The sequence below is a fragment of the Streptomyces sp. BBFR25 genome (assembly GCF_044590125.1).
GTDB lineage: Bacteria > Actinomycetota > Actinomycetes > Streptomycetales > Streptomycetaceae > Streptomyces > Streptomyces canus_D.
Window position 1 is genome coordinate 7,869,053 of the sequence record NZ_CP172447.1, and the last position, 19,312, is coordinate 7,888,364.

The 19,312-nt window shown below is 72.4% G+C and carries 24 protein-coding genes; 15 read left to right on the top strand and 9 right to left on the bottom strand.

The genetic code is table 11. The features are described from left to right. Positions 1-62 precede the first annotated feature (62 nt). Positions 63-563 carry a metallophosphoesterase gene (locus ACGH52_RS35225; protein ID WP_210976949.1) on the top strand — a complete coding sequence of 167 codons (501 nt, stop codon included), beginning with the start codon at positions 63-65 and terminating at the stop codon, positions 561-563. A gap of 24 nt (positions 564-587) precedes the next feature. On the opposite strand, the gene ACGH52_RS35230 is transcribed toward ACGH52_RS35225, so the two are convergent. Beyond that, positions 588-1,841: a YncE family protein gene (locus tag ACGH52_RS35230; protein WP_121701262.1), complete on the bottom strand. Its 1,254-nt coding sequence runs from the start codon at positions 1,839-1,841 to the stop codon at positions 588-590. A gap of 192 nt (positions 1,842-2,033) precedes the next feature. Between ACGH52_RS35230 and ACGH52_RS35235 the strand changes: the two genes are divergently transcribed. Then, on the top strand, positions 2,034-2,696 hold the full coding sequence (locus ACGH52_RS35235; protein WP_076972803.1) for a TetR/AcrR family transcriptional regulator: 663 nt from the start codon (positions 2,034-2,036) through the stop codon (positions 2,694-2,696). Here ACGH52_RS35235 and ACGH52_RS35240 read toward each other — a convergent pair whose 3' ends face one another. Both ACGH52_RS35240 and ctaD read right to left on the bottom strand, forming a co-directional pair. Then, positions 2,697-3,062, bottom strand: coding sequence for a hypothetical protein (locus tag ACGH52_RS35240; protein ID WP_121701263.1), 366 nt, complete (start codon positions 3,060-3,062; stop codon positions 2,697-2,699). Continuing rightward, on the bottom strand, positions 3,059-4,675 hold the full coding sequence (gene ctaD, locus ACGH52_RS35245; protein WP_210976953.1) for a cytochrome c oxidase subunit I: 1,617 nt from the start codon (positions 4,673-4,675) through the stop codon (positions 3,059-3,061). Before ctaD ends, ACGH52_RS35240 begins: the two co-directional genes overlap by 4 nt. Positions 4,676-4,780: 105 nt before the next feature. On the opposite strand from ctaD, the gene ACGH52_RS35250 reads away from it, so the two are divergent. Both ACGH52_RS35250 and ACGH52_RS35255 read left to right on the top strand, forming a co-directional pair. Further along, a complete protein-coding gene (locus ACGH52_RS35250; protein WP_210976954.1) occupies positions 4,781-5,362 on the top strand; it encodes an RNA polymerase sigma factor in 582 nt (193 codons plus the stop codon). After that, positions 5,355-6,365 (top strand): CU044_5270 family protein, encoded by a 1,011-nt coding sequence (locus ACGH52_RS35255; protein ID WP_399945365.1) that lies wholly within the window; start codon positions 5,355-5,357, stop codon positions 6,363-6,365. The genes ACGH52_RS35250 and ACGH52_RS35255 overlap by 8 nt, the downstream gene beginning before the upstream one ends. Positions 6,366-6,392: 27 nt before the next feature. Here ACGH52_RS35255 and ACGH52_RS35260 read toward each other — a convergent pair whose 3' ends face one another. Next, positions 6,393-6,758 carry a nuclear transport factor 2 family protein gene (locus ACGH52_RS35260; protein WP_059296786.1) on the bottom strand — a complete coding sequence of 122 codons (366 nt, stop codon included), beginning with the start codon at positions 6,756-6,758 and terminating at the stop codon, positions 6,393-6,395. Positions 6,759-6,938: 180 nt separating this feature from the next. On the opposite strand from ACGH52_RS35260, the gene ACGH52_RS35265 reads away from it, so the two are divergent. The 4 genes from ACGH52_RS35265 (at position 6,939) to ACGH52_RS35280 (ending at position 10,152) form a co-directional block, all read left to right on the top strand. Continuing rightward, the gene (locus ACGH52_RS35265; protein ID WP_059296785.1) at positions 6,939-7,223 is read left to right on the top strand and encodes a hypothetical protein; all 285 of its coding nucleotides are present in this window, start codon (positions 6,939-6,941) and stop codon (positions 7,221-7,223) included. A 130-nt stretch (positions 7,224-7,353) separates the two neighbouring features. Further along, positions 7,354-8,442, top strand: a complete 1,089-nt coding sequence (locus tag ACGH52_RS35270) for an S-(hydroxymethyl)mycothiol dehydrogenase (protein WP_399945368.1) — start codon at positions 7,354-7,356, stop codon at positions 8,440-8,442. Further along, on the top strand, positions 8,442-9,071 hold the full coding sequence (locus ACGH52_RS35275; RefSeq protein WP_076972747.1) for an MBL fold metallo-hydrolase: 630 nt from the start codon (positions 8,442-8,444) through the stop codon (positions 9,069-9,071). Before ACGH52_RS35270 ends, ACGH52_RS35275 begins: the two co-directional genes overlap by 1 nt. A 154-nt stretch (positions 9,072-9,225) precedes the next feature. Continuing rightward, complete coding sequence (locus ACGH52_RS35280) at positions 9,226-10,152, top strand: SDR family oxidoreductase (protein WP_210976957.1); 927 nt, start codon at positions 9,226-9,228, stop codon at positions 10,150-10,152. Here ACGH52_RS35280 and ACGH52_RS35285 read toward each other — a convergent pair. Then, positions 10,136-10,675, bottom strand: a complete 540-nt coding sequence (locus tag ACGH52_RS35285; protein WP_399945371.1) for a hypothetical protein — start codon at positions 10,673-10,675, stop codon at positions 10,136-10,138. The two genes, ACGH52_RS35280 and ACGH52_RS35285, sit on opposite strands and share 17 nt — an antisense overlap. A 50-nt stretch (positions 10,676-10,725) precedes the next feature. Here ACGH52_RS35285 and ACGH52_RS35290 point away from each other — a divergent pair, with 50 nt between their 5' ends. The 3 genes from ACGH52_RS35290 to ACGH52_RS35300 all read left to right on the top strand — a co-directional run bounded on the left by ACGH52_RS35290 (position 10,726) and on the right by ACGH52_RS35300 (position 12,750). Further along, a complete protein-coding gene (locus ACGH52_RS35290) occupies positions 10,726-11,526 on the top strand; it encodes an SDR family NAD(P)-dependent oxidoreductase (protein ID WP_399945373.1) in 801 nt (266 codons plus the stop codon). Positions 11,527-11,681: 155 nt separating this feature from the next. After that, entirely contained in the window at positions 11,682-12,377 is a 696-nt protein-coding gene (locus ACGH52_RS35295; RefSeq protein ID WP_121701124.1) for a L,D-transpeptidase family protein, read from the top strand. Positions 12,378-12,564: 187 nt separating this feature from the next. Then, entirely contained in the window at positions 12,565-12,750 is a 186-nt protein-coding gene (locus ACGH52_RS35300) for a hypothetical protein (protein ID WP_059296778.1), read from the top strand. 74 nt (positions 12,751-12,824) lie between these two features. On the opposite strand, the gene ACGH52_RS35305 is transcribed toward ACGH52_RS35300, so the two are convergent. Beyond that, positions 12,825-14,168: a S1 family peptidase gene (locus ACGH52_RS35305; RefSeq protein WP_121701123.1), complete on the bottom strand. Its 1,344-nt coding sequence runs from the start codon at positions 14,166-14,168 to the stop codon at positions 12,825-12,827. Between the two features lie 150 nt (positions 14,169-14,318). On the opposite strand from ACGH52_RS35305, the gene ACGH52_RS35310 reads away from it, so the two are divergent. Continuing rightward, the gene (locus tag ACGH52_RS35310) at positions 14,319-15,500 is read left to right on the top strand and encodes a MalY/PatB family protein (RefSeq protein WP_399945377.1); all 1,182 of its coding nucleotides are present in this window, start codon (positions 14,319-14,321) and stop codon (positions 15,498-15,500) included. Between the two features lie 48 nt (positions 15,501-15,548). Next, complete coding sequence (locus tag ACGH52_RS35315; protein WP_059296775.1) at positions 15,549-15,956, top strand: PPOX class F420-dependent oxidoreductase; 408 nt, start codon at positions 15,549-15,551, stop codon at positions 15,954-15,956. A 7-nt stretch (positions 15,957-15,963) separates the two neighbouring features. Here the strand turns inward: ACGH52_RS35315 and ACGH52_RS35320 are convergent, their stop codons facing one another. After that, complete coding sequence (locus tag ACGH52_RS35320) at positions 15,964-16,386, bottom strand: Zn-ribbon domain-containing OB-fold protein (protein WP_121701121.1); 423 nt, start codon at positions 16,384-16,386, stop codon at positions 15,964-15,966. A gap of 195 nt (positions 16,387-16,581) precedes the next feature. After that, on the bottom strand, positions 16,582-17,316 hold the full coding sequence (locus tag ACGH52_RS35325; RefSeq protein WP_399945381.1) for a TetR family transcriptional regulator: 735 nt from the start codon (positions 17,314-17,316) through the stop codon (positions 16,582-16,584). 149 nt (positions 17,317-17,465) lie between these two features. On the opposite strand from ACGH52_RS35325, the gene ACGH52_RS35330 reads away from it, so the two are divergent. Both ACGH52_RS35330 and ACGH52_RS35335 read left to right on the top strand, forming a co-directional pair. Next, on the top strand, positions 17,466-18,299 hold the full coding sequence (locus tag ACGH52_RS35330; RefSeq protein WP_399945384.1) for a hypothetical protein: 834 nt from the start codon (positions 17,466-17,468) through the stop codon (positions 18,297-18,299). A gap of 19 nt (positions 18,300-18,318) precedes the next feature. Then, positions 18,319-18,810, top strand: a complete 492-nt coding sequence (locus ACGH52_RS35335) for a flavin reductase family protein (protein WP_399945387.1) — start codon at positions 18,319-18,321, stop codon at positions 18,808-18,810. 23 nt (positions 18,811-18,833) lie between these two features. On the opposite strand, the gene ACGH52_RS35340 is transcribed toward ACGH52_RS35335, so the two are convergent. Continuing rightward, positions 18,834-19,214, bottom strand: coding sequence for a hypothetical protein (locus ACGH52_RS35340; RefSeq protein WP_059296770.1), 381 nt, complete (start codon positions 19,212-19,214; stop codon positions 18,834-18,836). Positions 19,215-19,312 lie beyond the last annotated feature (98 nt).

Consider the following 19,312-nt stretch of genomic DNA (forward strand, 5'->3'; position numbering starts at 1 on the left):
TCGACAGGTAAGACTGTCCAGTGGAGACTGCACAGTTTTACCTGTCGATTAAGCTGGAGGGCGTGCGTTTGCTGATCACGTCCGACACCCACCTGCCCAAGCGCGCCAAGGAGCTGCCCGCGCCGCTGCTGGCGCAGCTCCCGCGCGCGGACGTCGTCCTGCACGCGGGCGACTGGGTCGACACGGACACCCTCGACCTGCTGGAGAGCCGCAGCCGCCGACTCGTCGGCGTTCACGGCAACAACGACGGGCCCGCGCTGCGCGCCCGTCTGCCCGAGGTGGCGTACGCGGACCTCGGCGGGCTGCGCTTCGGCGTCGTCCACGAGACGGGCGCGGCGCAGGGGCGGGAGGCCCGCTGTGCCGCCCGCTTCCCCGATCTCGACGTCCTCGTCTTCGGGCACAGCCACATCCCCTGGGACACCACCGCGGCCACCGGCCTGCGACTGCTCAACCCGGGGTCGCCGACCGACCGGCGCCGTCAGCCGTACTGCACCTACATGACCGCCACGGTCGCCGACGGCCGGCTGGAGGAGGTCGAGCTGCACCGGCTGCCGCCACGCTGAGCGGCAGCCGGGCCGCGGGCCGTCTCAGTCGGCCGACGGCGCCGTCCAGTCCGCCGCCACATGGCCGATCCGGACCCGCTGCGGGTGGTCGCCGACGGGGACGGAGACCGACTTCTCGCCGGTGGCGAAGTCGATGGCCGTGACCTGGTCGGCGCCGCTCTCGGAGACCACGCAGTGCCGGCCGTCGCCGCTGACCGTGGCCCAGTACGGCTTGGCGGCGGCCACCAGCGGACCCTCCCGCAGCGTGCCGCGGTCGACGACCGTCGCGTAGTCGTCCATCGTGCCCGCGACGCAGATCCTGGCACCGTCCGGACTCATCGAGAGGCCGTGGTGGCGCGAGTCGTTGACCCAGGTGGTGCGGTCCTCGCTCGTGGCGGGGTTCTTCGGCAGGGTCTTGGTCCGGGTGATCCGGTCGGTGGCGACGTCGTACTCGAAGAAGCCGTTGAAGAACGAGACCTGGAAGTACAGCTTGGACTCGTCGGGCGAGAAGACGGCGGGCCGCACCGCGTCCGAGTGGTCGCCGAGGCCGATCGCGTCGAGCCGCTCGCGCATGTCGATGACCTTGACCTGCTGGTACGTCCTCGCGTCCACGACCGTGATGCGCCGGTCGCCCTTCGTCCAGTCGAGCCAGGGGGCGTCGAGCGCGGTGTTCACCTCGCCGATGGACATGTTCCAGAGGTACCTGCCGTCGCGGCTGAAGATGTTCTCGTGGGGCTTGGCGCCCGTGCCGAACGAGCCGACCTGCTCACCCGTCTCGATGTCCAGGACGTGCACGGTGTTGGAGGTCGACGCCGAGACCGCGACCCGGGTGCCGTCGGGGGAGACCGCCATGTGGTCGGAGCGGTAACCGGAGACCGGGAAGCGCCAGTTGATGTCGCCGGTGGCGAGGTCGAGGGAGACCACGTCGGCGAAGCTCGGCCGGGAGACGACCACCGAGGAGCCGTCAGGCGTGGAGTACATGTCGTCGACGAGCTGGTCGTGTCCCTCGCCGACGCCATTGCGGATGGCCTGGAAGTAGATCCACTTGATCGGGTCGGCGTTGATCTCCGCCATCCGCTCGGCCCGGTCCGGGACGACATTGATCCGGCCGATCCCGGCGAAGTCGCCGGTGGACCGGATGACATCCGCGGTGCCGTCCCAGTTGTTCCCGACGAACATCACCTCGCGCAGGTCGGCGCGGGCGTCCGGGGCGGCCGAGGCCGTGGCGGCGGGGGCGGCGACGGTGAGGGCGAGGGCGGCGGCGACGGCGCCGAGGTGCCTGGTGGTGAAGGCGGGCATGCTGCTCTCCTCCGGCAGGGGGCGTGGTGTGGGGGCGATGGAGCGCTGGGGCGATGGAGCGCGCAATCTGAACACAGCCGCTTTCAGAGTGAACTTACTGCAAAGTAAGGAATAGGCGCCCTTCTCCACAAGGCCGCGGACACGACAAAATCGGCCGTGAGGCGGGGAGTTGGCGTGAAGGAGGAAGAGCGGGTGGCGGGCAGGCTCAGGGCGCCGACGGGCCGCTACGGCGGCAAGTCGGCCGCGCAGCGCCAGGCCGAACGCCGCCGCCGCTTCCTCGACGCCGCGCTCCAGCTGTTCGGCGACACCCCCGGTTACCGCGCCACGACCGTCGCGGCCCTCAGCGACGCCGCCGGTCTGTCCACCCGCCAGTTCTACGAGGAGTTCCGCACCCTGGAGGACGTACTCGCCGCGCTCCACCTCCAGGTCAACGCCTGGGCCGAGGACGCCGTCCGCGCCGCGGCCGAGGACACCCGTGACCTGCCGCTCCCCGAGCGCGCCGCCGCGATCTTCCGCGCCTACGCCGCCGACGTCACCGCCGATCCGCGCCGGGTGCGCATCACCTTTGTGGAGATCATCGGCGTCAGCCCGCGCCTGGAAGAACAGCGGCTGGCCCGCCGCGCCCGCTGGGTCGACCTGATCTGCGCCGAGGCCCGGTCGGCCGCCGAGCGCGGGGAGGCCGCACCCCGCGACTACCGGCTCGCCGCCACCGCGTTCATCGGCGGCGTCAACGGCCTGCTGCACGACTACAGCGCCGGCTGGGTGGACGCCACCCTCGACGAGGTCGTCGAGGAGCTGGTCCGCCAGCTCCTGTCCCTGCTGCGCCCGCCCGGCTGGAGCCCGACGGCGCGCTGACTACCCGCGCCCCAGGACCGGGACCAGCAGCAGGACGCCCGCGCACCCGAGCACCGCGCACGCCCCCAGCAGGAACCCGGCCAGCAACCGGCGCCGCAGCGCGCGGTACCGCTCCTCGTACTCACCGCGCAGCCGTCCGGCGCGCTCGGCGGTGCGCTGCCAGGAACTCCGGGCGAGCGCGAGGTACTCCGCCTCGAACCGTTCCTCCACCTCCCGGCGCCGGTCGTCGTCCAGCCAGTCGAAGGGCGCCGTGAAGCGTGCGGCGGCCGTGCGCCCCTGGGCCCGGGCGGCGGCGACGAGCAGATGGCCCTCGATCTCGTTGATGAGCACCCGGGCGGCCGGCGGACTGCCCTTTCCGCCGGTCACCGGAGGGTCAGCTCCCGCTCGGCTCCGGCCGTGGGGGAGTGGTGCAGGTCGAAGGCGGGGGATTCACTGCGGATGCGCGGCAGCGTGCGGAAGTTGTGCCGCGGCGGCGGGCAGGAGGTCGCCCACTCCAACGAACGGCCGTAGCCCCACGGGTCGTCCACCTCGATCTTCTTGCCGTACTTGGCCGTCTTCCAGATGTTGTAGAAGAACGGCAGCATCGACATGCCGAGCAGGAAGGAGAAGACGCTCGACACGGTGTTGAGCGCCGTCAGCCCCTCCACCGCCAGATAGTCCGGGATCCGGCGCTGCATGCCGTTCGCGCCCAGCCAGTGCTGGACCAGGAACGTGCCGTGGAAGCCCACGAACAGCGTCCAGAAGGTGATCTTGCCGAGCCGCTCGTCCAGCATCTTCCCGGTGAACTTCGGCCACCAGAAGTGGAATCCGGCGAACATCGCGAACACCACGGTGCCGAACACCACGTAGTGGAAGTGCGCCACCACGAAGTACGAGTCGGACACGTGGAAGTCGATGGGAGGCGACGCCAGCATCACCCCGGTCAGACCGCCGAACAGGAAGGTGACCAGGAACCCCGTGCACCAGAGCATCGGTGTCTCGAAGGACAGCGAGCCCTTCCACATGGTGCCGATCCAGTTGAAGAACTTCACACCGGTCGGGACCGCGATCAGGAAGGTCATGAAGGAGAAGAACGGCAGCAGTACGCCGCCCGTGACGTACATGTGGTGGGCCCACACGGTCACCGACAGACCCGCGATCGCGATGGTCGCGCCGATCAGACCCATGTAGCCGAAGATCGGCTTGCGGGAGAAGACCGGGATGATCTCACTGACGATGCCGAAGAACGGCAGCGCGATGATGTACACCTCCGGATGCCCGAAGAACCAGAACAGGTGCTGCCACAGCAACGCTCCGCCGTTGGACGAGTCGAAGATGTGGGCACCGAACTTGCGGTCGGCCTCCAGCGCGAACAGGGCCGCGGCCAGCACCGGGAAGGCCAGCAGGACCAGCACACCGGTCAGCAGCACGTTCCAGGTGAAGATCGGCATGCGGAACATGGTCATGCCGGGCGCGCGCATGCAGATGATCGTGGTGATGAAGTTGACCGAGCCGAGGATGGTGCCGAAGCCGGAGAAGGCCAGACCCATGATCCACAGGTCGCCGCCGATACCGGGCGAGTGCACCGCGTCGGACAGCGGCGAGTAGGCGAACCAGCCGAAGTCGGCCGCGCCCTGCGGGGTCAGGAACCCGCCCACCGCGATGGTCGAGCCGAACAGGTACAGCCAGTAGGCGAACATGTTCAGCCGGGGGAACGCCACGTCCGGCGCGCCGATCTGCAGCGGCATGATCCAGTTCGCGAAGCCCGCGAACAGCGGCGTCGCGAACATCAGCAGCATGATCGTGCCGTGCATCGTGAACGCCTGGTTGAACTGCTCGTTCGACATGATCTGCAGACCAGGCCGGGCCAGCTCGGCGCGCATGAACAGCGCCATCACGCCGCCGATCACGAAGAACGCGAACGACGTCACCAGATACAGCGTGCCGATCGTCTTGTGGTCAGTGGTCGTCAGCCACTTGATGCTCTTGAGGTTCCTCACGCCCCGCCTGTGTCCGTGCCCGGTCCGCACGTCACACTCGACGGACGAGACGAGCGTCACGAAAACACCCGTGACGATCACGAGGGTGCCGGACAGATACGGAACATGAGCAACGACGAGATCTTCGCCGCTGCCTACCGGGAGCACTACTGGGCGGTCAGCCGCTACGTGGCGCGCCGGCTGGACGGGCGCATGGGCGAGGTCGAGGAAGTGGTGGCGGAGGTCTTCACGGTGGCCTGGCGCCGCCGTGCGGAACTGCCGCACACCCCGCTGCCCTGGCTGTACGGGGTGGCACGCAACTGCCTGGCCAACGCGGTACGCGGGCAGGGCCGCCGCCGCAGGCTCCTCGCCCGGCTGGGCAACGACGACGCCGCCCACGGACGGCACATCGCCTCGGGCCCCGAGGCGGAGCCGCCCGGCGGCTGGGTGCACGAGGCCCTCGGCAGACTCTCCGCCAAGGACCAGGAGGTGCTGCGGCTGACGGCCTGGGAGGAGCTGGGCGTGGACGAGCTGGCCGTCGCCCTCGGCTGCGGCAGCCGGGCCGCGTCGATGCGGCTGCACCGCGCCCGCGCCCGGCTGAGAACGGAGATCGACCGCCTGGGCCCGGCACCCGCCACGGCCCCGCACCGACCGCATCCGGCGCCCGCCGTCGACGCCACCCCCGCGAAGGAACACGGCCATGGCTGACGAACTCGACCTCCTGCGCCGCGCCAACCCGGTACCGGCCGACGCCCCGCCCCTCGCCGACGGACCGCTCGACCACCGCGGCGCACGCCACCTGGACCGGCTGCTCCACGAACGGACCCGCCCCACGCCCTCCCGGGTGCCGCTGCCCGGCCGACGGTCCGGCCGCCGCGGCGTCCGCCTGGCCTGGGGCCTCGCCACCGGCGCCGTCGTCGCCGTGACCGCACTGGCCCTGCTGCTCGGCGGGCCGAGCGCCCCGCCCGCCGTCGCCGCGCCCCGCCCGCTCGCCGTACGCGCCGACGCCACCCCCGTATCGCTGGACCGGCTCGCCGAGCGTGCCGAGGCCGCCGCGGCGGACGGCGGGCCTGCCCTGCGCAAGGGCACGCACGTACAGTCCTGGAGCCTCGGCATGTCCGACGACGCACCCCCGATCACGCTGCCCGAGGAGCGCGTCGTGCGCTGGACGGCCGACGGCCGGCACACCGAGCTGGTGGTGGCCACTGATCCGCGCCACCCCGGCCGCCCGGTCATCGGCGAGGACGCGGACGGCAACCCCCGCCGGGTCGAGGACGGCCACGTCATCAGCGACACGACGTACCCGCCGAGCTGGAGCGACGCCCCGCCCCACTCCCCCCCGCCGCACGATCCGGACCGGCTGCGCGCCTACCTGGAGGAGGCCCAGCACACCGACGCGATGAACACCTCCCAGCTGCTCGACGCGGCCGACCTGCTCCTCGACAACTGGACCCTGGGCGCCCGCGAGTCGGCGGCACTCGTCCGCCTCCTCGCGGACAGCGGCGGACTGCGGCCCGCCGGAGAGGTCACCGACCGCCTCGGGCGGCACGGACAGGCCTACGTCCACGAGGTGACCGGCGTGCGCCGCATGCTGATCATGAACCCGGACACCGGCGCCGTCCTCGGTCTGGAGACCACCTTCACCGAGGCACAGCCGGAGTACGGCGTCGCGCCGGGCGACGTCATGGAGTACAGCGCCTGGACCCGCTGACCCGGCTGCGCCCCCGAGGGCCCCGGACTACTCGTCCCAGGCCTGGATCATGGTCTGCTCGACGATCTCGCCGTCGCGCAGCGACAGCATCGACTCGGCGAGGACCCGCACCCCGTCCGGGTAGGTGCACTCCTCGCTGAACGCCACCTGGTCGCCCTGGACCACGCAGCGTTCCATCCGGTGGGTCATGTCACGGCTGTAGACGTCGTCGAGCATCTCGGCGATCTCGTCCCGGCCGTGCAGGACCTTGGGGCGGCTGGGCTGGTCGTACCGGTCGACGATGCGGACCTCCGCGTCCCGCGCGTACAGCGACAACAGGGGTGCCGCCGTCTCTCCCTCGATGCCCCGGCGCAGCGCTTCGGTGTCGAAGCCGGGGCCTGCCGTGGTGCTCATGACGACCTCCTTCGAAGGCCGAAGGCCGCGCTCCGCAGCGGGAACGGGCCGTCCCGGCCCTCTCCCTTCGAGGTTCCTCCGTTCCGGCGCCCTCGGCAACGGCACCCGTGACACTGGTCCTCACGGGTGAGCGGCGCCGCCCGCCCGTGTCCGTCCCGGGCCGCCCGCGTTGCTCAGGACATGATCTCAACACGACGTATCGTCGCCGTCGTCGGGCTCGCCGCCGGTGTCACCGGCCTCGCCGCACCGATGGCGAGCGCGGCCGACCGGGGCGCGCTGGGCACGGAGAAGCTCAGCGTGACCAACACCCTCGACTCGCTCGCGGTCAATGACATGCCCGCCGAGGACCGGGCGCGGATGCCGCTCCCGTCCCAGCAGCTGAACCGGCTGCACGACCTCCAGCAGCTCCAGCAGGTCACCGGCCTGGTCTCGCCCCTCTTCGGCGTCGTCCCCGCCCTTGGCTGACCGACGCCCGCCTCCGCCCCGACGATCCGGTCGGCCGGACCCCGCGAACCGCCCCGTCACCTGCCCCTTCACGATCACTTGCGCGTAGGGTCTGGGGGAACGCGGAACGGCCGAGGAAGGGGTCAGGACCATGGCGCAGGAAGTACGCGGCGTGATCGCGCCGGGCAAGGACGAACCGGTGCGGATCGAGACGATCGTCGTACCGGACCCCGGCCCGGGCGAGGCCGTCGTCAAGATCCAGGCCTGCGGGGTCTGCCACACCGACCTGCACTACAAGCAGGGCGGCATCAGTGACGACTTCCCCTTCCTGCTCGGCCACGAGGCCGCGGGCGTCGTGGAGTCGGTCGGCGCCGGTGTCACCGACGTCGCCCCCGGGGACTTCGTGATCCTCAACTGGCGTGCCGTGTGCGGCAAGTGCCGGGCCTGTCTGCGCGGACGGCCCTGGTACTGCTTCGACACCCACAACGCCGAGCAGAGGATGACCCTCGCCTCGACCGGCCAGGAGCTGTCCCCGGCGCTCGGCATCGGCGCCTTCGCCGAGAAGACCCTGGTCGCCGCCGGACAGTGCACCAAGGTCGACCCGGCCGTCTCCGCCGAGGTGGCCGGGCTCCTCGGCTGCGGGGTGATGGCCGGCATCGGCGCCGCCATCAACACCGGCAACGTCGGCCGCGGTGACACCGTCGCCGTCATCGGCTGCGGCGGTGTCGGCGACGCGGCGATCGCCGGGTCGCACCTGGCGGGCGCGTCGAAGGTCATCGCCGTGGACATCGACGACCGCAAGCTGGAGACCGCCCGGGGCATGGGCGCCACCCACACCGTCAACTCCCGCGAGACCGACCCCGTCGAGGCGATCCGCGAACTGACCGGCGGCTTCGGCGCCGACGTCGTCATCGAGGCCGTCGGCCGCCCCGAGACCTACCGCCAGGCCTTCTACGCCCGCGACCTGGCCGGGACCGTCGTCCTCGTCGGCGTGCCCACCCCCGAGATGAAGCTGGAACTGCCGCTGCTCGACGTGTTCGGCCGCGGCGGCTCGCTCAAGTCCTCCTGGTACGGCGACTGCCTGCCCTCGCGCGACTTCCCGATGCTCATCGACCTGCACCTCCAGGGCCGCCTGGACCTCGGCAAGTTCGTCACCGAGACCATCCGGCTGGACCAGGTGGAGCAGGCCTTCGACCGGATGCACGCCGGTGACGTGCTGCGTTCGGTGGTGGTGCTCTGATGGCCGCGCGCATCGAACACCTCGTCACCTCGGGACAGTTCAGCCTCGACGGCGGCACCTGGGACGTCGACAACAACGTCTGGCTCGTCGGCGACGACCACGAGGTCGTCGTCATCGACGCCGCCCACGACGCCGACGCGATCGCCGAGGCCGTCGGGGACCGGCGGCTCACCGCCATCGTGTGCACCCACGCCCACAACGACCACGTGGGCGCCGCGCCCGCGCTCGCCGAGCGCACCGGTGCCACCATCTGGCTGCACCGTGACGACCTGCCCCTGTGGCGGCAGACCCACCCCGACCGCGACCCGGACGCGTGGCTGACCGACGGCCTCGTCATCGAGGCGGCGGGCGCCGACCTGAGCGTCCTGCACACCCCGGGCCACGCACCCGGCGCCGTCTGCCTCTACGACCCCGGCCTCGGCACTGTCTTCACCGGCGACACCCTCTTCCAGGGCGGGCCCGGCGCCACCGGCCGGTCCTACTCCCACTTCCCGACCATCATCGACTCGATCCGGGACAAGCTGCTGGTCCTCCCGCCCGAGACCGAGGTCCGCACCGGGCACGGCGACTCCACGACCATCGGCGCCGAGGCCCCGCACCTGGAGGAATGGATCAAGCGCGGGCACTGACCGGCGCGGCCGCGCCCGGCTCGCCGCGGTAAACGCGGGACACGCGGTAAAGGTGACAGAAGATGTCCGGCTTCCCGGGCACTCTCGAACACGACATCGCCCGCACGGGGCGTGAGCCCGTGCGGGACGTGAGGGAGAGGAACGGAAGCCGGACATGACAGGGTCATCGAAAGGTCCGCTGGCGGGCAGGGTCGCACTGGTCGCCGGGGCGACCCGCGGCGCCGGACGGGGCATCGCCGTCGAACTGGGCGCGGCCGGCGCCACCGTCTACGTCACCGGCCGCAGCACCCGCGCCCGGCGCTCGGAGTACGACCGCCCCGAGACCATCGAGGACACCGCCGACCTGGTCACCGAGGCGGGCGGCCACGGCATCGCCGTACCCGCCGACCACCTCGACCCGGCGCAGGTCGCCACCGTCGTCGACCGGATCGCCAGCGAACAGGCCCGCCTCGACGTCCTGGTCAACGACATCTGGGGCGGCGAGACGCTCTTCGAGTGGGACAGCCCGGTCTGGGAGCACGACCTCGACAAGGGGCTCAGGCTGCTGCGGCTCGCCGTCGAGACCCACGCCATCACCAGCCACCACGCCCTGCCGCTGCTGCTGCGCCGCCCCGGCGGACTCGTCGTCGAGGTCACCGACGGCACCGACGCCTACAACCGCGACCACTACCGCAACTCGTTCTTCTACGACCTGGCCAAGACATCCGTGCTGCGCATGGCCTTCTCCCTCGGGCACGAGGTGGGGCCGCGCGGCGCCACGGCCGTCGCGCTGACCCCCGGCTGGATGCGCTCGGAGATCATGCTCGACCACTTCGGCGTGCGCGAGGACAACTGGCGCGACGCCCTCGACCGCGTCCCGCACTTCGCCATCTCCGAGACGCCCCGCTACGTCGGCCGCGCGGTCGCCGCCCTCGCCGCCGACCCGGCGGTGGCGCGCTTCAACGGACGGTCCCTCTCCAGCGGCGGCCTCGCCGAGGAGTACGGCTTCACCGACCTCGACGGCAGCCGCCCGGACGCCTGGCGCTATCTCGTCGAGGTCCAGGACGCGGACAAACCCGCCGACGTCACCGGCTACCGCTGACGGGCGGCAACGGCCACCGGGCGCCGTGCCCCGGCGGCAGGGCCAGGTCCTCCCGCACGGCCGTGTAGTAGCCCTCGCGTGCGGCGCGCTGCCGCTCCAGCAGGACCCGCCAGGCGTCCGGGTCGCGGGTCTCCGCGCGCAGGAAGCGTTCCATCTCCATCACGGCCACCACCCAGACCCGCGCCTTCTCCACCACGTCCTTGCTGCCCAGCAGGAGCAGTGCCTCACCGGCCGGGTCCCGGGCGACGGCGGCCTCGGCCTGGGCGGGGGCGGCCTCCTGGGGAGTCAGCGGATGCGGGTGGGGGTCGTTGCCGAGGTGGGCGGCGACGCGGTACGTCAGCGTCACGGAGGTCTTCACGGTCCGCGCGTAGTCGGCGTACACCGCGAGCCTGCGCTCCTCCCAACGGGCCGCCGTCTCCCGGTCGAACCGGGCCCGGTCGCTGCGGACCACGGCGAGATAGGAACCGAGGGCGCCGATGACGACGCCTATGAGCGCTGGGAGTTGCTGAAGGAACGCGGACATGGCCGCACGGTATCTGCCGGTGTGATCGTCGCGGCAGTACGGTCGGGTCCATGACGGACACCAGGCGGTTCACCGACCACACGGCACTCGTGACGGGCGCGGCCCGGGGCATCGGCGCGGCCACCGCGCGCCGGCTCGCCTCGGAGGGGGCCCGGGTGCTGCTGACCGACGTGGACCTCGCCGCGGCGCGGCGGACGGCGGAGGGGCTGTCCGAAGAGGGGCTCGACGTGGCCGCGTTCGCCTGCGACGTGAGCGACCGGGCGTCCGTGGAGGCGGCCGTCGCCCACGCCGTGGCGGCCTTCGGCGGCCTGGACGTACTGGTCAACAACGCCTTCGCCTGCACGCCCGACGCCCCGCTCTTCGAGGACGAGCCGGACGAGGTCTGGTCCCGCGACCTCGACGTCACCCTCACCGGGGCCTACCGCTGCTGCCGGGCCGCCCTGCCCCACCTCGCGGCCTCGGGGCGCGGCGCGATCGTGAGCATCGGCTCGGTCAACGGGGTCCAGGACTTCGGCAACCACGCCTACAGCGCCGCGAAGGCCGGTCTCGGCTCGCTGACCCGCACCCTCGCCGGGCACGCGGCCCCGCGCGGCGTCCGCGTCAACCTGGTGACGCCGGGCACGGTGCGCACCACGGCGTGGGAGGGCCGGGACGAGGAACTGGCCGCGGTACGGGGGCTGTACCCGCTCGGGCGGGTCGGCGAGCCCGAGGACATCGCGGCGGCCGTCGCCTTCCTCGCCTCGCGCGACGCCTCCTGGATCACCGGGACCACGCTGACGGTCGACGGCGGTCTGACCGCGGTCAACACCGGCTTCCGGCGGGCCGTCGCACAGGCGGAGGGTTCGGACTGACGGACGGGGGCAGCCTGGTGGTGTTTGTCACGGTTGCGTCGCGGCGGCGGGCGGCACGCAACCAAAGTCGCCGGGCGGCGGTCTAGCATGCCGGGATCGCACGAGGGCGACCTTCCGCACCGCGCACCGCCTCGACGCGAAAGGGATGACCGGCCATGGGGGACACACGCAGACGGGGAGCCGTCGCACTCGGGGTCACCGCACTGGTGGCACCGCTCACACTCGCGCTCACGGCGGCTCCGGCCCAGGCCGCGAGCTGCACCGCGAAGGCGGGTCCGTACCAGAAGAAGGTGGAGAAGTTCCTCGGCCGCAAGGCCGACGGCAAGCAGTCCACCGCCGACTGCAAGGCCATCCGCGCCTTCCAGACCAAGCACGGCATCCAGCCCAACGCCGGCTACGCGGGCCCCATCACCTGGGGGGTGATGGACCTGATGAACAAGCAGAAGGCCGTCGGCAAGAACCCGAACAAATCCGGCAAGTGCCCCACCAACAAGGGTCGTATCGCCTGTGTGAACCTCAGCCTCCAGCTGAGCTGGATCCAGGACGGCAAGAAGCTGGTGTACGGGCCGGTGCCGGTCCGCACCGGACGCAACGGCTATGAGACCCGCACCGGCCTGAAGAAGGTCTACTGGCGCAACATCGACCACGTCTCGACCATCTACCACGTGCCGATGCCCTACAGCCAGTTCTTCGACGGTGGCCAGGCCTTCCACTCCGTCGGCGTCAGCATGTGGAACCCGCCGGGCTCCCACGGCTGCGTCAACATGACGAAGACTGCCGCCAAGAAGTACTGGTCGCTGCTGAAGAAGGGCGACGACGTCTACGTGTACGGCCGCAAGCCGGGCACCTGACGGAGAACGGCGTCCGGCGCGGATGTGAAAGGACGGGCCGGGCGGGCGGTGTGCGGCAGGACACATCTGCCGGGAACGAACTCGCCCGCAGGTCTTGACAGATGGGGGCATCGACGTGATCAGTAACACGGTCCGTTATGTCCGATTGGTTCGCCATTACTCACATCGTCTTCACGCCGGGCGCCGTATGCTTCACAGCATGTCCACCACTGTTGAACCCTCCTCCGAGCGATCGGCTGCCGAGGTCAACGAGGAGATCCGAGCCCTGTGGCTCCGGTCGGGCGGGACACTGAGCGTCGAGCAGCGCGCGGAGTACCAGCGGCTCGTCATGGAGTGGGCCACCGCGCCCCCGGAGTCCGTGAACGCCGCCTGACCGGCGCCCGGACTCCTCACCGCCCCGGCCGCCCCCGGCAGCCCTCACGGGCCGGGCCTCCTCGCCGGCCTCCGTCAGCCCCACGTCGCCGAGTAGTGCCGCCGGTAGGCCTTGCGGTCCTGCTCCGTCCGGATCCACCGCGTGGCCACCAGCGCCACCAGGCTGCCCGCGACGATCAGCAGCCCCGGGCCGATGTTCCGGCGGTCCGCCAGCCGCGCCAGCGGGGACGAACCGCCGGCGCCCGTCGCGGGTGCCGACGCCCCCGGCGCCGCGGCGCCCGGTGACGAGGTCGCCGAGGTGCCCGCGGCGGCGCCCTGCCGCCCGGAGCCGATGAGCCGGACCCCGAGCGACGCCATGGCCTCCGGCAGCGGCTGGAAGAACGTGGTGCCGCCCTCGGCGCAGTCACCGCTGCCGCCCGATGTCACGCCGAGCGCGACGCCCTCGGAGAACATCGGCCCACCGCTGTCCCCGGGCTCGGCGCACACATCGGTCTCGATCAGACCGGTGACCGTGCCCTCCGGGTAGTTGACCGTCGCGTCCAGTGCCGTCACCCGGCCCTCGCGCAGCCCGCTGGTGCTCCCGCTGCGGAACACCCGCTGCCCGAGGGCCGGTTCACCCGCCCCCGTGATCCGCACCCCCTTGCCGTCGCCGACCGCCACCACGTCGGCGCCGTCGCCCGCCTTGCCGTTCGCGTACTCCACCAGGGAGAAGTCGTCTCCCGGAAAGCTTCCGGCGACCGTCGTGCCGACCTGCCGGTCACCCCGGCCGTCGCCGAACCAGACGGAGCCCGTCGGCCCGCAGTGGCCCGCGGTCAGGATGAAGTCGCTCGTGCCGTCGGTCACGTTGAAGCCCGCCGAGCAGCGCCCCGCCGTGGACAGGATCGGCTCCGCCCCGTTCAGACGGGTGGTGAAGGCGCCCTCCGTGCGCTCCATGCGGACGAACCCGCCGATGCCCTCCGCGACGCCCGTCAGCCGCGACCAGTCGGACCCGGAGACGGTGCGGTCGCCGCGCACCACCACCTCGTTCGACCGGTAGTCCAGCGCCCAGGCCGTACCGGGCACCCGGGGCGCCGCACGCAGCGTCGAGGTCGCCGACCTCAGCTCGGACATGCTGTGCCGCACCTTCTTCGCCGTGGCCCCGGACCGTCGCACCGCCTCGGCCGCGCGCTCGTCCGTGACCGCCACCACCGGCCGCCCGTCGGAGCCGACCCAGTGGCCCGCCGTGCGGTCCGTGCCCAGCCGGGAGACGAGGTCGGCGCCGACGCCGGACGCGTGCTGAGCGAGGGTGCGCGGTGCGGCGGAGTCGTCCGGGGGCTCGCTCGCCACGGCCCGGGTGACCATCGTCCCCCCGATCAGCAGTCCGCCGACGGCCGCCAGCCGTGCCACTCGCCGGACGATGCGTCGTCGTGCGTGCCTCATGCGTGCGCTCCCGGAACCGACCGCGCGGCGTCACCGCCGCGGGGGCCTCCGGACGTCGAGCGCCCCCCTCCCATACGGGGGCGGGAACCTCCGTGTTCACCGGGCGGGCGTCCGGTTCCCCGCGCCGCCGCGGCGACCTATCTTGGCCCCATGACCAGCATCCCGTGGGACCAGTCCGGTGAACCGAACCCCCTGCGCGTCCTCACACCGGATCAGCTGCGCCGGCGTACGAGCATGAAGTGGCGCACCTACCCCGCGGACGTGCTGCCCCTGTGGGTCGCCGAGATGGACGTGCCGCTCGCCGGACCCGTCGTGCGCGCCGTGACGCGGGCCATGGAACTCGGCGACACCGGCTATCCCGTCGGCACCGCCTACGCCGAGGCCCTCGCCGCCTTCGCCGCCAAGCGGTGGGGCTGGGACGACCTGGCCGTGGAACGCACGGCGATCGTGCCCGACGTGATGCTGGGCGTCGTGGAGATGCTCAAGCTGGTCACCGGGCCCGGCGACCCGGTGATCGTCAACCCGCCGGTGTACCCGCCGTTCTACCAGTTCGTCACGCACCTGGACCGGCGCGTGGTCGAGGCGCCGCTCGGCCCGGACCTGCGGATCGACCTGGGCGTGCTGGAGGACGCGTTCCGGCGGGCCGTCGCGGGCGGCGGCCGGGCGGCCTTCCTGCTGTGCAGCCCGCACAACCCGACCGGCACCGTCCACACCGCCGACGAACTGGCGGCCGTCGCCGCCCTGGCGGAGCGGTACGGCGTCCGGGTCGTCGCCGACGAGATCCACGCCCCGGTCGTCACCGCCCCCGACGCGCGGTTCGTGCCCTACCTGAGCGTGCCCGGCGCCGAGCGCGGTCTCTCGCTGATGTCCGCGTCCAAGGGCTGGAACCTGGCCGGCCTCAAGGCGGCCCTGGCCGTCGCCGGACCCGGTGCCGCGGGGGACCTGGAGCGGATGCCCGAGGAGGTCGGTCACGGGCCCAGCCATGTCGGCGTCCTCGCCCACACCGCCGCCCTGCGCGACGGCACCGCCTGGCTGGACGCCGTGCTCGCCGGGCTCGACGAGAACCGGCGGCTGCTCACCGGCCTGCTCGCCGAGCGGCTCCCGGGGGTCGTCCACCGCCCCGGGGACGCGACCTACCTCGCCTGGCTGGACTGCCGCGCCCTGGGCCTCGGCGACGATCCGGCGGAGGTCTTCCTCGACCGGGGCCGGGTGGCCCTCAGTTCCGGCATCCCCTTCGGCAGCGGCGGGGCGGGACACGTACGGCTCAACCTGGCGACCTCGCCGGAGGTGCTCACGGAGGCGGTGCGAAGGATGGCGTCGGTCCTGGAGTGAGCGCGGGCGACGCCGGGCACCGGCGCGGGGGCGCCTAGACTTCCGGACATGGACGACGACGCGTCACTGGACCGGCTCGGCTCCGGCAAGTACCTGCTGGTCACCACGTACCGGAAGAACGGCACCCCGGTCGCCACCCCGGTATGGGTCGTGCGGGACGGCGACGCGCTCGGCGTCTGGACGGTGGCCGACTCCTGGAAGGTCAAGCGGGTGCGCAACCGCGCCGACGTCCTGGTGGGCCCCTGCGACGTGCGCGGCAGGCCGACCGGCGAACAGGTCCCGGGGACGGCGGAGATCTGCGACCCCGCCACCACCGCACGCTACCGGCGACTGCTCGCCCGCAAGTACGGCGTCGTCGGCCGGCTCACCCTCCTCGGCAGCCGGTTGCGCAGGGGGCTCGACGGCACCCTGGGCATCCGCGTCACGCTCACGCCCGGACCGGTGGGCGGGAACTGACCGCTCGTCAGGTCCAGGCCCGGTACGGCTCGTCGACCAGCTGGAAGACCGGCTCGCCGCGCACCGGGTCCTTGGCCGTGGACAGCCGCACCCGGTCGCCGCTGTGGATGCCGATGAGGGGACCCATGACCCGGCCGCGCAGCACGAAGCCCTCGGCCATCTCGATGAGGGAGACATTGCGCGCGGCGGGGGTGTTGCGGTGCACCACCGTGGCGTGGCGCACCGTCCCCGTGCCCTCGCTCCGCTCCGTCCGCAGCTCGCTGCCGCGGCAGACCGGGCACAGCACCCGGTGGTACATGGCGGTGCCGCACCAGGTGCAGCGCTGGTAGACGACGGCCTCGGTCTCCGGGGTCCGGCCTCCGGTCTTCGGGTCGAGCAGGCCCGTCGCGGGGCCGGCCGCCTGCTGAGCGACGTTTCCTGAGTGGTACACGCTGGTCAACTCCCTGCGCTCGGGCCGGAATCGCGCGTGCGCGGTCACCGGGCACGCGTGTGCGCGGCTCACCGTGCCACCGTGCACGGACCACAGCGTATGGCACTCAGTGTCACTCGTAAAGGCACTCGGTACCCCGGATTGCCGTGAGCGGGCGAGGGCGCGCACCGCGGTCTTCCCGCCCCTCGGTCGCCGTCAGTGGCCCGCGAACGCGTCCTCGACCTCCCGCAGCACCTGCCACAGGGGCGTCCCGCGGCGCGCCGCCACGACCACCACGTCCTCGGGCGCGGTGCCGCGGGGCGGTACGGGCACGCCGCCGAAGGCGGACTGCGCGTACGCGAGCGCGTGGTCCACCGCGGCACCCGCGTCGTCGCGGCCGTCCGAACGCAGCCAGGACCGCAGGGCGTTGTTGTGCGCCGCGACCACCGCGGCCGCGATCACGTCCGCGCGCAGGGTCCCGTCCGGGCGCCCTCCCAGCCGCCCGCGCAGATACTCGGCGAGGGCGCGTTCATAGCGCCACACCACCGACAACTCGTAGGCGCGCAGCCCTGGCACCTGCTTGGTGAGGCGGTAGCGCTGGACGGAGAACGCCGGATTCTCGGCGTACATGCGCAGCACCAGCCGGGCCGCGTCGCACACCCGCCGCACCGGGTCGGCGTCCTCGGGTGAGCGGGCCAGGAACGCCTCCATGTCGGCCAGGCACCGTTCGTGGTCGGGGAAGACCACGTCCTCCTTGGACGGGAAGTACCGGAAGAAGGAGCGCCGTCCGACGCCGGCGAGGGCCACGATGTCGTCCACGGTGGTCTGTTCGTACCCCCGCTCCAGGAACAGCCGGAACGCCGCCGCGACCAGCGCCTCCCGCATCGGTGGCCGGACCTCCGCCGGGTCCGTCCCGTCCCCGCCGCGGGGAGTCGCGTTGCTGGTGCTCATGAAGGGGAACGTAGCAGCCCGGCGAGTCAGTGGCACTCAGTGCAGCCCGCGGAGGGAACTGAGTGCACCTGTCTCTGCCCGCCCGCACCCGACACCCCGCCACGCCGGTCGCATACGATCACATCCGATCAGCCCCGGAGGAGTCCCGCATGCCGTCCGCCCGCCCCCGCATCCTGTACGTCACCGACCTGGCCTACCAGGCGCGCGGGCGGCGCTACTGCGACGAGGACATCCACCTGACCTCGCGGCTGCGCGAGGAGTTCGACCTGGCCCTGTGCCATCCCCGGGACGCCGCCGCGCTCCTGGACGCCTTCGACGCCGTCGTCGTCCGCAACAGCGGGCCCGTGCTGGAGTACAAGGCCGCCTACGACGCCTTCCGCGAGCGCGCGGCCGAGCGCGGGACGCGCGTGTACAACCAGCTCACCGGCAGGGCGGACATGGTCGGCAAGCAGTACCTGCTCGACCTCACCGCCGCGGGCTTCCCGGTCATCCCCACCGTCGACCGCGTCGAGGACCTGCACCGGTTGCCCGTCGCGGACGAGTACGTCGTCAAGCCCAGGCTCGGCGCCGACTCGGCGGGCCTGCGGATCGTCCCCGCGGGCCGGGTGCCCGAGGCGCTGGCCGGAACAGCGGACCTGCTGGTCCAGCCGCGCGTCGACTTCGCCTACGAGGTCTCCTTCTACTTCGTCGACCACGACTACCAGTACGCCCTCCACGCGCCGCACCCCGACCGCCGCTGGCAGCTGGAGCCGTACGACGCCACCGTGGCCGACCTCGACTTCGCCCGGCGGTTCATCGAGTGGAACGACGTCGACCACGGCATCCAGCGCGTCGACGCCTGCCGCGCCCCCGGCGGTGAGCTGCTGCTGGTCGAGCTGGAGGACCTCAACCCCTACCTGTCCCTGGACGCCCTCGACGAGCCCGCCCGCGACGCCTTCGTCACCGCCCTGCGCACGGCCCTGCGACGCCTGCTCGCCACCTGAGCCGCCCCGGCGGCCTAGCATGGCGGCCATGGACGTGTTCCTGGACCGGCTCGACCCGGACATGTGCTTCGTCACGGCCGCCGCGGACGGAGAACGGGCCGGCTGCCTGGTGGGCTTCTCCTCGCAGTGCTCCATGCGGCCCGTGCGCTACGTCGTGTGGATCTCCGACGTCAACCGGACCTTCCGCGTCGCGCGGTCCGCCGACGTCCTGGCGGTCCACCTGCTGGCCCGCGACCAACGCGAGACCGCCGAACTCTTCGGCGGGCTGACCGGCGACGACGTCGACAAGTTCGACCGGGTCCGCTGGCGGGAGGCGTACGCGGGGGCCGCCGTGCTGGAGGACGCCGAGGCGTGGTTCGTCGGGCGGGTCGTGGAGCGGGCCGCGGGCGGCGACCACGTCGGTTTCGTCCTCGAACCGGTCGAGTGGGGCGGGCGGGGGAAGACCTCCGCCGGGCCGCTGCTGCGGCTCGCCGACGCCCGCACCGTCCGGCCCGGACACCCCGTGGACTGACGTGCCCCCGCCGTCGGCGCGGGTCAGCGCGTGGTGGCCCGCTCGGCCAGCGCCTCGGTGACGGCCCGTACGCTGCGCGCGATGTGCTGCAACTGGAGCACCTCCGCCGCGTACAGCTTGATGGTGTGCTCGATGGCCGCCTCGTGCAGGCCGAGCCGCGGCAGGTCCGCCCGGGCGGTCTGCAGCGCGGTCCGGGCCACCCGGATCTCGTGCTGGACCTGGATCTGCGCATGGCGGGCGAGCAGCACCGGATGCCGGATCAGCGCCGGATAGCCGGCGTAGCGCGCCGGGACCAGCTCGCGCAGCCACCTGGTGGCCGAGCGTTCCCAGTCGTAGCTGCCAGGGGTCTTGACCTGGCAGGGCCAGTCCGGGCTGATGCGCGTGGTCGTCAGGGGCATGATCATCGCTTCCGGGTGTGCGGCGTCGACGGGGTGGGCGACGGATGGGGGGCGGTCCCGGTCCAGGGGACGACCGGGACCGCCGCGGGCGCTCGCGCAGGCGA